The sequence below is a fragment of the Pseudomonas siliginis genome (assembly GCF_024072275.1).
Lineage (GTDB): Bacteria > Pseudomonadota > Gammaproteobacteria > Pseudomonadales > Pseudomonadaceae > Aquipseudomonas > Aquipseudomonas siliginis.
In genome coordinates this window covers 3,391,987-3,404,070 of the sequence record NZ_CP099598.1, presented here as the reverse complement: position 1 = coordinate 3,404,070, position 12,084 = coordinate 3,391,987, and the positions used below count along the sequence as shown (strand labels likewise).

The 12,084-nt window shown below is 61.1% G+C and carries 10 protein-coding genes; 4 read left to right on the top strand and 6 right to left on the bottom strand.

Going from position 1 to position 12,084, the window contains the following annotated elements; all coding sequences use genetic code 11:
* The first annotated feature begins 185 nt into the window (after positions 1 to 185).
* Both NF676_RS15610 and NF676_RS15605 read left to right on the top strand, forming a co-directional pair.
* Entirely contained in the window at positions 186 to 1,592 is a 1,407-nt protein-coding gene (locus NF676_RS15610) for a purine-cytosine permease family protein (protein ID WP_252886353.1), read from the top strand.
* A gap of 249 nt (positions 1,593 to 1,841) precedes the next feature.
* Complete coding sequence (locus NF676_RS15605; RefSeq protein ID WP_252886352.1) at positions 1,842 to 2,942, top strand: polyamine ABC transporter substrate-binding protein; 1,101 nt, start codon at positions 1,842 to 1,844, stop codon at positions 2,940 to 2,942.
* Positions 2,943 to 3,066: 124 nt separating this feature from the next.
* Here the strand turns inward: NF676_RS15605 and NF676_RS15600 are convergent, their stop codons facing one another.
* Entirely contained in the window at positions 3,067 to 4,041 is a 975-nt protein-coding gene (locus tag NF676_RS15600; RefSeq protein WP_252876458.1) for a TerC family protein, read from the bottom strand.
* Between the two features lie 239 nt (positions 4,042 to 4,280).
* On the bottom strand, positions 4,281 to 5,069 hold the full coding sequence (locus NF676_RS15595) for an AraC family transcriptional regulator (protein ID WP_252887973.1): 789 nt from the start codon (positions 5,067 to 5,069) through the stop codon (positions 4,281 to 4,283).
* Between the two features lie 82 nt (positions 5,070 to 5,151).
* Here NF676_RS15595 and NF676_RS15590 point away from each other — a divergent pair, with 82 nt between their 5' ends.
* The gene (locus NF676_RS15590) at positions 5,152 to 6,150 is read left to right on the top strand and encodes a bile acid:sodium symporter family protein (protein WP_252886351.1); all 999 of its coding nucleotides are present in this window, start codon (positions 5,152 to 5,154) and stop codon (positions 6,148 to 6,150) included.
* Positions 6,151 to 6,156: 6 nt separating this feature from the next.
* On the opposite strand, the gene NF676_RS15585 is transcribed toward NF676_RS15590, so the two are convergent.
* Positions 6,157 to 6,759: a LuxR C-terminal-related transcriptional regulator gene (locus NF676_RS15585; protein WP_252867757.1), complete on the bottom strand. Its 603-nt coding sequence runs from the start codon at positions 6,757 to 6,759 to the stop codon at positions 6,157 to 6,159.
* Positions 6,760 to 6,873: 114 nt separating this feature from the next.
* Here NF676_RS15585 and NF676_RS15580 point away from each other — a divergent pair, with 114 nt between their 5' ends.
* A complete protein-coding gene (locus NF676_RS15580) occupies positions 6,874 to 8,502 on the top strand; it encodes an ATP-binding response regulator (RefSeq protein WP_252886350.1) in 1,629 nt (542 codons plus the stop codon).
* Positions 8,503 to 8,552: 50 nt separating this feature from the next.
* Here NF676_RS15580 and NF676_RS15575 read toward each other — a convergent pair whose 3' ends face one another.
* The 3 genes from NF676_RS15575 to NF676_RS15565 all read right to left on the bottom strand — a co-directional run bounded on the left by NF676_RS15575 (position 8,553) and on the right by NF676_RS15565 (position 12,074).
* Complete coding sequence (locus NF676_RS15575) at positions 8,553 to 9,278, bottom strand: hypothetical protein (protein ID WP_252886349.1); 726 nt, start codon at positions 9,276 to 9,278, stop codon at positions 8,553 to 8,555.
* A 250-nt stretch (positions 9,279 to 9,528) separates the two neighbouring features.
* Positions 9,529 to 10,701, bottom strand: a complete 1,173-nt coding sequence (locus tag NF676_RS15570; protein ID WP_252886348.1) for a cystathionine gamma-synthase — start codon at positions 10,699 to 10,701, stop codon at positions 9,529 to 9,531.
* The gene (locus tag NF676_RS15565; protein WP_056789363.1) at positions 10,698 to 12,074 is read right to left on the bottom strand and encodes a pyridoxal-phosphate dependent enzyme; all 1,377 of its coding nucleotides are present in this window, start codon (positions 12,072 to 12,074) and stop codon (positions 10,698 to 10,700) included. The genes NF676_RS15570 and NF676_RS15565 overlap by 4 nt, the downstream gene beginning before the upstream one ends.
* Positions 12,075 to 12,084: the final 10 nt, after the last annotated feature.

The window sequence follows — 12,084 nt, the reverse complement described above, 5'->3', positions numbered from 1 at the left end:
TTTCAGCTAGCCGGTCAGGGGTGGGATCAGCGAGGATAGCGGATCAGACAGCGACAGAATCAGCGGATCAGGCTTGTGCAAAGTTTGGAATACCATAATATGGTCTGCATCTGAGGGGCGACCCAAGAGTCCTCCCGGTTTGGCTTCATACAAAGATAAAAACAGACAAACTCGAGTTCATGCATATGTCCCAGATGTCCCGGCAAGATCCGTTGATCGAGAATCATACGGTCGATTACGTCCCACTCGCGGAACGCCACGGGAAGGCCCGCGATCTGTTCACTCTTTGGTTCAGCACCAACATCGCGCCACTGCCCATCGTCACCGGCGCCATGGTGGTTCAGGTGTTCCACCTCAATCTGTTCTGGGGGCTGCTGGCGATTGCGCTGGGGCATATGATCGGCGGCGTGGTGATTGCGCTGGCCTCGGCCCAAGGCCCGCGCATGGGCATTCCGCAAATGGTCCAGAGTCGCGGTCAGTTCGGTCGTTATGGCGCACTGCTGATCGTGTTCTTTGCGGCGCTCATCTATATCGGTTTCTTCATTTCCAACATCGTGCTGGCCGGTAAATCCATCGTCGGCATTGCGCCCTCGGTGCCAGCGCCGCTGAGCATTCTGATCGGAGCGCTGGCTGCTACGGCGATCGGTGTGATCGGCTACAACTTCATCCACACCCTCAACCGCATCGGCACCTGGGTGATGGGCGGCGCGTTGCTCGCCGGATTCATCTACATTTTCGCCCATGACTTGCCGGCAGACTTCCTGACGCGCGGCAGTTTCAATCTCTCCTGCTGGCTGGCGACGGTGTCGCTGGGGATCATCTGGCAGATCAGCTTCTCGCCGTACGTCTCCGACTATTCGCGTTATCTGCCAGCAGATATCGGCATCGCCAAACCCTTCTGGGCGACGTATCTGGGTGCGACGCTGGGCACGATTCTGTCGTTCAGCTTTGGCGCGGTGGCGGTACTGGCGACGCCGGAAGGCACTGAAGCGATGGCAGCGGTCAAGCAGTCCACCGGCTGGCTGGGGCCGATTCTGATGGTGCTGTTTCTGCTCAACATCATCAGCCACAACGCGCTCAACTTGTATGGTGCGGTGTTGTCGATCATCACCTCGATTCAGACCTTCGCCAGCCAGTGGACGCCGAGCATCAAGGTGCGCGTGGTGCTCTCGAGCGTGATCCTGGCCGGATGCTGCGTGGTCGCCCTCGGTGCCTCGGCGGATTTCATTTCCGAATTCATCGGACTGATTCTCGCGTTGTTGCTGGTGCTGGTGCCGTGGGCGTCGATCAACCTGATCGATTTCTATCTGATCAAGCGCGGTAACTACGACATCGCCTCGATCTTCCGCGCTGACGGCGGGATCTACGGGCGCTTCAACCTGCACGCGATCATTGCCTATTTCATCGGCATCATCGTGCAGCTGCCGTTTGCCAACACCTCGCTGTACGTGGGGCCGTACGCCAATCTGGTGGAAGGTGCCGACCTGTCCTGGCTGGTCGGTCTGGTGGTAACGGTGCCGCTGTATTACTGCCTCGCAACCCGTGGTCAGGCGCAGCAGAGCAGGGCGGCCAGACTCGGCTATACCGACTGATCCCAACGGCAACACAGCAATGCCCGGCCCAGCGCCGGGCATTTTTGTTTGCGTATTTCAGCGGTCACGGAAAATGGCCATATCGATCCCCTTTTGGCCTGCCGCCTACTGTCATCGCGCTACGCTGTCAGCAAGAATCGAAACCATAACAACAGGCTCGACCTTTTTTGCCCTTGGCTATCGTTACAGCCACTGCCGTGTACAGAACATAAAAACCATCGATCTCACGTCGCATTCGGGGAAACAACCATGGTCACGATCAAACGCATTCTGGGCGCCACCGTGTGTGGCCTGACGCTGCTGGCCAGCGCCGTCCAGGCCGAGCAGCGCGAACTGCGGGTGTACAACTGGGCGGATTACATTCTGCCGTCAGTGCCCAAGGACTTCGCCGAGCAAAGCAAGATCAAAGTGACCTGGGACACCTTCGACACCAACGAATCCCTGGAAGCGAAACTGCTCACCGGCAACTCCGGTTACGACCTGGTAGTGCCGTCCAATCAGTTCATCGAAACCCAGATCAAGGCCGGCGTGTTCCAGAAACTCGACAAGTCGAAATTGCCGAACTGGCAGCACCAGGATCCGGCGTTGCTCAAGTTGCTCGACGCCAACGACCCCGGCAACCAGTACGGCGTGCCATACATGTACGGCACCGTGCTGATCGGCTTCAACCCGGCCAAGGTCAAGGCCGCCCTGGGCGACAACGCGCCGGTGGACAGTTGGGATCTGGTGTTCAAGCCCGAGAACATGGAAAAGCTCAAGGCCTGTGGCGTGGCGATGCTCGATTCGCCGTCGGAGATCCTGCCGCTGGCCCTGCATTACCTCGGCCTCGACCCGAACAGCCAGAACCCGGCGGACTATGAAAAGGCCAAGGCCTTGATGATGAAGATTCGCCCGTACGTGACCTACTTCAATTCGGCCAAGTACATGACCGACATTGCCAACGGCGACATCTGCGTGGCGATCGGTTATTCCGGCAGCTTCTACCAGTTCGGCAATCGCGCCAAAGAGGCGGGCAACGGCGTGGTGGTCGACTGGCGTCTGCCGAAGGAGGGCGCGCCGATCTGGTTCGACACGTTCGCCATTCCGAAGAGCGCGAAGAACGTCGACGAGGCCCACGAATTCCTCAACCACTTGCTCGACCCGAAAGTGATCGCACCGATCAGCGATTTTCTCGGTTACCCAAATGCCAACAAGGACTCGATGCCGCTGGTCAACAAGGACATCACCGACAACCCCAACCTGACCCCGACCAGCGAAGCGCTGAAAACCCTGTATGTGGTGCAGCCGTTGCCGCAGAAAATGGAGCGGGTGCGCACGCGGGTGTGGACCAGTATCAAATCCGATAAATAAGAGCATCGCACTTCAAATGTGGGAGCGAGCCTGCTCGCGAAAGCGGGGTGTCATTCAACTCCTATGTTGAATGATCCGGCGTATTCGCGAGCAGGCTCGCTCCCACAGGTAGGGTTGTGTGGTGTCATTCGGTGCGGCGTTCAGCCTCGCGGCTGGTCGCCAGACTCAACAGCACCGACCCTAGAATCACCGACCCGACGATTGCCAGCGACCATTCCACCGGCATGTGGAACCACGGCATCAGCACCATCTTGCCGCCGATGAACACCAGTACGATCGCCAAGCCATACTTGAGCAGGTGAAAGCGATCAGCCATGTCCGCCAGCAGGAAGTACAGCGCGCGCAGGCCCATGATCGCGAAGATGTTCGAGGTGAAGACAATGAACGGGTCGGTGGTGACGGCGAAGATCGCCGGGATGCTGTCGACCGCGAACATCAGGTCGCTGGCCTCGATCAGCACCAGCACCAGGAACATCGGTGTTGCCCAGCGAACGCCGTTCTGCAGGATGAAAAACTTCTCGCCATGAAAGCCACTGGTGATGCGCATATGTCCGCGCACCCAACGCAATAACGGATTCTTTTCCAGATCCGGTTGATGATCAGCGAACACCAGCATCTTGATCCCGGTGATGATCAGGAACACACCGAAGGCATACAGCAGCCATTCGAACTGCGACACCAGCCACACCCCGGCAAAAATCATGATCGCGCGCATGACAATCGCGCCGAGCACGCCGTACAGCAGCACTCGTCGTTGCAATTCCGGTGGCACCGCGAAGTAGCTGAAGATCATCACGAAGATGAACATGTTGTCGATCGACAGGGACTGCTCGATCAGATAACCGGTTAAAAATTCCAAGGTTTTCTGTCTGGCGATCTCACCCCCGAATTCGCCATGCAGATACCACCAGAGCAGCCCGGCGAAGCTCAGCGCGAGCAGGCACCAGGCAATCACCCAGGCCGACGCTTCACGCACCGACACCCGGTGCGCCTTGCGCCCGCCGAAGACAAACAGGTCCAGGGCCAGCATGGCCAGAACGAAGACGATGAAGGCGCCCCACATCCAGGGTTCGCCGATGTTGATGTTCGTGGCAGGCATGGCACGCTCCCCTGTCTTTTTATTTGCAGCAAGCACATCCCCTGTGGGAGCGAGCCTGCTCGCGAATACGATGGAACAGTGAAGTTGAGGTTGCTGACCCACCGCGTTCGCGAGCAGGCTCGCTCCCACAGGGATCATCTTCTCTTCTCGATCAAAGTCAGACGGGGCCATGCTAGCGACGGATCTGGAGCAAAGAAAAATCGTTTATTTCTGACTGACAGTTCGGCAAAAACGAAGTATCAGCGGAAAAACTCTCCCGGCGTTTCGCCGAACTGCTGACGAAACGCGGCGATAAACGCCGAGGTCGAGTCGTATCCACAAGCCAGCGCAACATCGGTCACACGCTCGCCTTTTTCCAGCGGGGTCAGGGCGCCAAGCAAGCGCAGGCGCTGGCGCCAGGCGCGGAAGGTCAGGCCGGTGTCGCGCAAAAAAAGCCGTGTCAGAGTCTTTTCGGTGACGCCGAATTTTTCGCTCCAGTGGCTCAGGGTGGTCTGCTGCTCCGGGTGTTGCTCAAGGCTCTGATAGATCTGCTTCAGGCGCGGGTCTTGCGGCAGCGGCAGCATCAGGTCGATGGTCGGTGCGTCGGCGAGTTGATCGAGGATCACCTCGGCCAAGCGTCCGTCAGGGCCACTCTCGTCGTATTCCACCGGGACCTGACTGAAGGCGCGAATCAATTCCCTGAGCAGCGCGCTGACGCCGAGCACATGGCAATGTTCAGCCGCCCAGCCGGTGACACTGCTGTCGATGTACAGGCTGCGCATTTCCGTGTGCGGTGCGCTGAACACCCGGTGCGGCACGCCCGCTGGAATCCACACCGCACGCTCCGGCGGCGCGACGAAACGGCCGGCGCTGGTCTGCACTTCGAGCACGCCCTGAATCGCGTAGGACAACTGCACCCACGGATGACTGTGGCGGCGGGTGAGGGCGCGATTGGGCAGCGATTCGGTGCGTCCATACACGGGACGCGGCAGGCTGGGCAGCCCGGGAACACTGCGGCGAACGCTCTTGGCATGTCCTTTAGGCGGCATCTTGCGGCTCTTCGGCGTTAGTCGGTAATTGCCAGTCACGTTAGAGTCGTCGGCACGCACTGGCAACCCCCGGATGAATCTCATGACGCGCCCACGTTTACTGCCCGATAACTTCACCCTGACTTTGATCGGCGTGGTTCTGCTGGCCAGCTTCCTGCCCGCCAGCGGTCAAGTCGCCGTCGGCTTCGGCTGGCTGACCAACATCGCCATCGCCCTGCTGTTTTTCCTGCACGGCGCCAAGCTGTCGCGCGAATCGATCATCGCCGGCGCTGGCCACTGGCGTCTGCATCTGCTGGTGTTCGGCCTGACCTTCGTACTGTTCCCGATCCTGGGCCTGGCGCTGAAACCGCTGTTGTCACCGCTGATCGGTGATCAGCTGTACATGGGCATGCTCTACCTCTGCGCGTTGCCCGCCACGGTGCAGTCGGCGATCGCGTTCACTTCGCTGGCCCGGGGCAATATTCCGGCGGCGATCTGCAGTGCGGCGGCGTCCAGCCTGTTCGGGATTTTCCTCACGCCGCTGCTGGTGACGTTGCTGCTCAACGTCCACGGCGACGGCGGCTCGACCCTCGATGCCATCGTCAAGATCAGTGTGCAATTGCTGCTGCCGTTCATTGCCGGGCAGATCGCCCGCCGCTGGATCGGCGCGTGGGTAGGGCGCAACAAGAACTGGCTGAAATTCGTTGATCAGGGTTCGATTCTGCTGGTGGTGTACGGCGCATTCAGCGAAGCCGTCAACGAAGGCATCTGGCAGCAGATTCCGTTGTTCGAGTTGCTCGGTCTGGTCGTGGTCTGCTGCATCCTGCTGACACTGGTTCTGGTGGCATCAATTCTGTTGAGCAAAGCCTTCGGCTTCAATCAGGAAGACCGCATCACCATCCTGTTCTGCGGCTCGAAAAAGAGCCTGGCCACCGGCGTGCCGATGGCGCAGGTACTCTTTGCCGGCAGCACCATCGGCGTGCTGATTCTGCCGCTGATGCTGTTCCACCAGATTCAGCTGATGGTCTGCGCGGTGCTGGCGCAGCGCTATGCCAAGCGGCCGGAGTCGGTGCCGGATCTGATGGCGCAGGTTGATCCGTAAAAGGGTTCACAGACCCGAATACTTGACCGCCGCTGCCGCCCGCGTCGGCACGTCCAGCGTGCGCAACAACGAAGACACGTGGATCCTCACCGTGAACGGCGAAATATCCAGTTCACGGGCGATTTCCTTGTTGGTCTTGCCTTGCGCGATCAAACGCAGCACGTCCTGCTGACGCGGCGTCAGCGTCGTCGCGGTTTCCAGCGGCAACAAGCCGGACGGCGCCGACTTCACCAGCACCTCGCCTTCACGGATCGCCAGAATCGCCTGGCCAATTTCATCCGGCGCAATGTTCTTGCCGATAAAACCGTCGATGCCCGCCGCCATGACTTCACTGATCAGCGTCTGATCGTCAACCATCGACACCACGATCAGCGTGGTGCGCGGCAATCGTTGGCGCAAGTCGGCGAGTTGAGTGATGCAGGTCAGTCCGGGAAAACGCAGATCGAGCATCAGCGTGTCCGGCTCGTCGCCCTGTGGCAGCAGCTTGAGCACCGCGTCGAAGTCGCCAGCCTCGCAGGTATCGGCATCGGGCAGCAAGCGCTGCACTGTGCGCAGCATCGCCTCGCGAAACAGCGGGTGATCGTCGGCTATGATGATCCGGCACGTCATGACGCGACCCTCCCTGGGTCAGGCGTGATTCAAGGCCTGCACCTTAGCACTGGACGCGAAGGTTGCCTGTAGGCTGCTTCCGAAACTGACGATTGCTGCACAAGGACGTTTACCATGAAGTTCGAAAAAAATACCGAACTCGACCAAGCCAACCTGCGCATCATCATCGCTGCAATTGCGGTGGTTTACATGGTCGTGCTGGGTTTTCTGCCGGGCCATCGCTTCGATACCTACCTGCCGGTCATCACTTACATTGTCTTGTTTCTGCTGGCTTCGATCGCGTTCCGCCAAGCCATTGCGCGTTGGCCCGGGCATTATCCGGCGCGGCGGATTTTTGCCATGGTCCACGATTACACCGGCACCTGTTTTGGACTGGTGATCGGCGGCGAAGCGGCGCTGCCGTTGTATGCGGTGATGGTCTGGGTCAATCTTGGCAACGGCATGCGCTACGGCTCGCGCTATCTGGCAATCGCCACCGGCCTTGCATTGGTGGCGCTGCTGGTGGTCTATCGCCTGACGCCGTATTGGCAGGCGCAGCCGTTCATGGTGCTGATGCTGCTGATCACCAGCACGGTGATTCCGTTTTATGCGCACTTGCTGCTTGAGCGCACGCGCAAGGCGTCGGAAGAAGCGCTGGCGGCTAACCTGGAAAAGTCGCGGTTTCTGGCGCAGGCCAGTCATGACTTGCGTCAGCCAATTCATTCCATCGGACTGTTTACCGCGTGTCTGCGAGAGTCGCGCCTGGGCGATGACGAGCGGCGGCTGGTCGATAACATCGACCGCTCACTGCTCAACGTCTCGCAATTGTTCCGCTCGATTCTCGACCTCTACACCCTCGATAACGGCCGGGTTGAAGCGAAAATGCAAACGCTGAATCTTGGTGAATGGCTTGCGGATCTGATACGCCAACACCAGGAAGCGGCCCGTTGGGCAGGCGTCGAGCTGCGGCTGCGACCGTGCAACCACTGGGTCAGAACCGACCCGGCGCTGCTCGCGACCATGGTGCAGAACGTGCTCTCCAACTGTTTCAAATACGGCGCGCAACGTCCCGTGCTGATCTGCGTGCGTAAACGTGGGGCAGGGCTGGCCATCGTCATCCATGACCGTGGCAACGGCATTGCCGAAGAGCATCTGCACAAGGTCTTCGAGGAGTTTTATCGGGTACGGCAAGTGCGCGACAAAGATGTCGAGGGCGTGGGGCTGGGCCTGTCGATCATCAAGCGTCTGGGTGAACTGATCGATGTGCACGTTGCTCTGCGTTCACGGTTGGGACGCGGCACCGCTGTGACGCTTGCGGGGTTGCCGATCGTGGCGGCGCCGCAGTCACCGGTGGTTCGCAGTGAAGCGCGGCAGGTGGGTTTGTTGACCGGGCTGAAGGTGTGTCTGGTCGAGGATGACCGCAACGTGCTGCTGGCTACTTCGGCGTTGCTCGAACGCTGGGGCTGTGTGGTGCAGGGCGAGTGGTCGGCTGAAGGCCTGGTCACCGACTGCGACATCATCGTTGCCGACTATGACCTCGGCACCCATGCCACGGGTATCGAATGCATCGATGAAGTGCGCAGGCGGCGCGGTTGGGCAGTGCCGGCGATGATCATCACCGGGCATGACGTCGAGAAGATTCAGGCTGCCTTGCATGACCGGCAGATTGCGATTCTGTCGAAACCTGTGCGCCCGGCCGAGTTACGCGCGACGCTGCGCGCCTTGCGTGATCGACAAGGCGCAGCGGTTGAACAGATGCTGTAAAGGCCAATGTAAACGGGCGGCTCAGGAGCTCGCCCGTTATTTCGCGGCGATTATTGTGGGCTGTTGAACTGGTCGGAATAGCTGCCGGTCATCAGCGCCGATGCCACGCGATCAGAACCGACTCCGACCCGGGAGTAGGCCACTCGGTTGACGCCGGTGCGGTCGGCCCCATCCGCTGCCAATGCTCCGGCACCGACACGATCAGCGCCATCGGCAGCCACCGCGCCTGCGCCGACACGATCAGCGCCATCGGCAGCCACCGCGCCGGCACCGACACGATCAGCGCCATCGGCGGCCACCGCGCCGGCACCGACGCGATCAGCACCATCGGCAGCCACCGCGCCGGCGCCGACGCGATCAGCACCATCGGCAGCCACCGCGCCGGCACCGACACGATCAGCGCCATCGGCAGCCACTGCGCCTGCGCCGACACGATCAGCGCCATCGGCAGCCACCGCGCCGGCACCGACACGATCAGAACCATCGGCAGCCACCGCGCCCGTGCCGACGCGATCAGCGCCATCGGCAGCCACAGCGCCGGCACCGACGCGATCAGCGCCATCGGCAGCCACCGCGCCGGCACCGACACGATCAGCGCCATCGGCAGCCACTGCGCCGGCACCGACACGATCAGCGCCATCGGCGGCCACCGCGCCGGCGCCAACATGATCAGCCCCATCCGAAGCCAACGCCTGCGGTTGCGCCGCCAAGACATTCGGCACCACAACGCTGGCCGCTACCGCAAGAAGCACGCCTGACAACAACTTGTATTTCATGGTTTTCTCCACGACCCGTTGCCAAACAGCGATCAATCGCGCGCGATGCATACAGACGCCACGACTCACTGGCTTGGGTTCTACCTGGTTGGCGAAAGGCACGGGCACACCGAACGGCGTGCGGGTGTCGAGATAATTTTGATCGAGCCGATTGAGTATAGGATCGGCCTCGGGAACTGCCACGGCAGAAAGATCGACGGACAAAAAAAGACGAAGCCCGCATTGCGCGGGCTTCTTTGGGTGGAGCTGTTTACATTCTTGCCAGTGCCTGAGCCAGATCGGCGCGCAGGTCTTCAACGTCTTCAACTCCGACCGACAACCGCACCAAGCCATCGCCAATACCAAGCTTGGCGCGCGTCTCCGGTGGAATCGTCGCGTGGGTCATGATCGCCGGATGCTCGATCAGGCTTTCCACGCCACCGAGGCTTTCGGCCAACGCAAAGATCTTCACGTTTTCCAGAAAGCGCCGCGCACCGGCCAGGTCGCTGTTCAGATCGACGGAAATCATCCCGCCAAAACCGCGCATCTGCCGCTTGGCCAGTTCGTGCTGCGGGTGCGACTCAAGGCCCGGATAGTAGACGCGCTTGACCTGCGGTTGCTGTTCCAGCCACTGCGCCAGATCCAGGGCGTTGCTGCAATGGCGCTCCATGCGCAGCGCCAGGGTCTTCACCCCGCGCAAGGTCAGGAACGCATCGAACGGCCCGGAAATCGCCCCGACGGCGTTCTGCAGGAAGCCGAGTTTTTCCGCCAGTTCGGCGTTCTGTCCGACCACGGCAATGCCGCCGATCACGTCGGAGTGGCCGTTGAGGTATTTGGTGGTCGAGTGCAGGACGATGTCGAAGCCCAGCTCCAGCGGGCGCTGGATGTACGGGCTGGCGAAGGTGTTGTCGGCGACGCAGATGATCCCGCGCGCGCGGCAGATGCGCGCAATGGCGGCCAGGTCCGACAGGCTCAGCAGCGGGTTGGTAGGGGTTTCGACCATGACCATGCGCGTGTCGTCCTGCAGCGAGGCTTCGAACGCCGACAGATCGGTCAGGTCGACGAAGCTGAAACGGTGCCCGGCGCTGCGCTGGCGAACCTTGTCGAACAGGCGGAAGGTGCCGCCGTACAAGTCATTGCCGGAAACGATGTGCGAGCCGGCGTCGAGCAGTTCCAACACCGTGGAAATCGCCGCCAGCCCTGAGGCGAAGGCGAACGCTCGGGTGCCGCCTTCAAGGTCCGCAATGCAGCGCTCCAGGGCGAAACGCGTCGGGTTGTGCGAGCGGCCGTAGTCGAACCCCTTGTGCACGCCGGGGCTGTCTTGCAGATAAGTCGAGTTGGCATAGATCGGCGGCATCAGCGCGCCGGTGGTCGGGTCCGGCTCCTGCCCGGCGTGGATCACCCGGGTCGCGAAGCCTTGGGATTTATCGTCGTGCTGACTCATGCAAGGGATCTCCGTAATTGGTTGAGCATGTCGGTGCGGGTAATCAGGCCATGGAAGCTGGAACCGTCAGCGATGATCGCGACGAGGCCACGGCTGAGCACCGCTTCCAGCTCGGCCAGGCTCGCAGCCGGGGCGAGGGTTTGCAGTTTGTCGGTCATCACGCTGGACACCGACTGGCTGAAGCGCGCGGCATCTTCGTGGACGCCGAGGAGGATGTCGGACTCGTCGATCACACCCACCAGTTGCTTGCCTTCGACCAGCACCGGCAGTTGCGAAACATCCGCCAGACGCATGCGCTGAAACGCAGTGAGCAGGGTGTCGTCCGGGCCGACGCTGATCACCCGGCCGTCCTCGAAACGCCGTGCGATCAAATCGCGCAGATCGCCGTAGCCCTTGCGCTGCAACAGGCCTTGATCGGTCATCCACTGGTCGTTGTAGACCTTCGACAGGTAGCGCGTGCCGGTGTCGCAGACGAAACTGACCACGCGTTTCGGCTCGGTCTGCTCGCGGCAATAACGCAGCGCGGCGGCGAACAGGGTGCCGGTCGATGAACCACCGAGAATGCCCTCGGCCTTGAGCAACTGGCGGGCGTGATCGAAGCTTTCCGCGTCGCTGATCGAGTAGGCGTGACGCACGCTGGACAGGTCAGTGATCGACGGAATGAAGTCTTCGCCGATGCCCTCGACGGCCCACGAACCGGGCGTCGGCAAGGTGCCGTCGCGGCTGTATTGCGCCATCACCGAGCCGACCGGATCGGCGAGGACCATTTCCAGATCCGGCTGCACGCGCTTGAAAAAACGGCTCAGCCCGGTCAGCGTGCCGGCCGATCCGACGCCGACGACGATGGCGTCCAGATCATGTTCGGTCTGCGCCCAGATTTCCGGCGCGGTGCTGCATTCATGGGCCAGCGGGTTGGCGGGATTGTTGAACTGGTCGGCGAAAAACGCCCCGGGAATGTCCTTGGCCAAGCGGGCGGCGACGTCCTGGTAATACTCGGGATGGCCCTTGCCGACATCGGAGCGGGTGATGTGCACTTCGGCGCCCATGGCCTTCAAGTGCAGGACCTTCTCGGTGGACATCTTGTCCGGCACCACCAGCACTACGCGATAGCCTTTGGCGCGGCCGACCAGCGCCAGACCCAGACCGGTATTGCCGGCGGTGGCCTCGACAATCGTGCCGCCCGGTTGCAGGCGACCGTCACGTTCGGCAGCGTCGATCATCGCCAGACCGATACGGTCCTTGATTGAGCCGCCAGGGTTCTGCGATTCGAGTTTGAGAAACAGCGTGCACGGTCCGGTATCGAAGCGGGTGACCTGCACCAGCGGAGTATTGCCTATCAGCCCAAGCACGGCAGGGCGTGATTCCTTTGACATTTCTTCACCT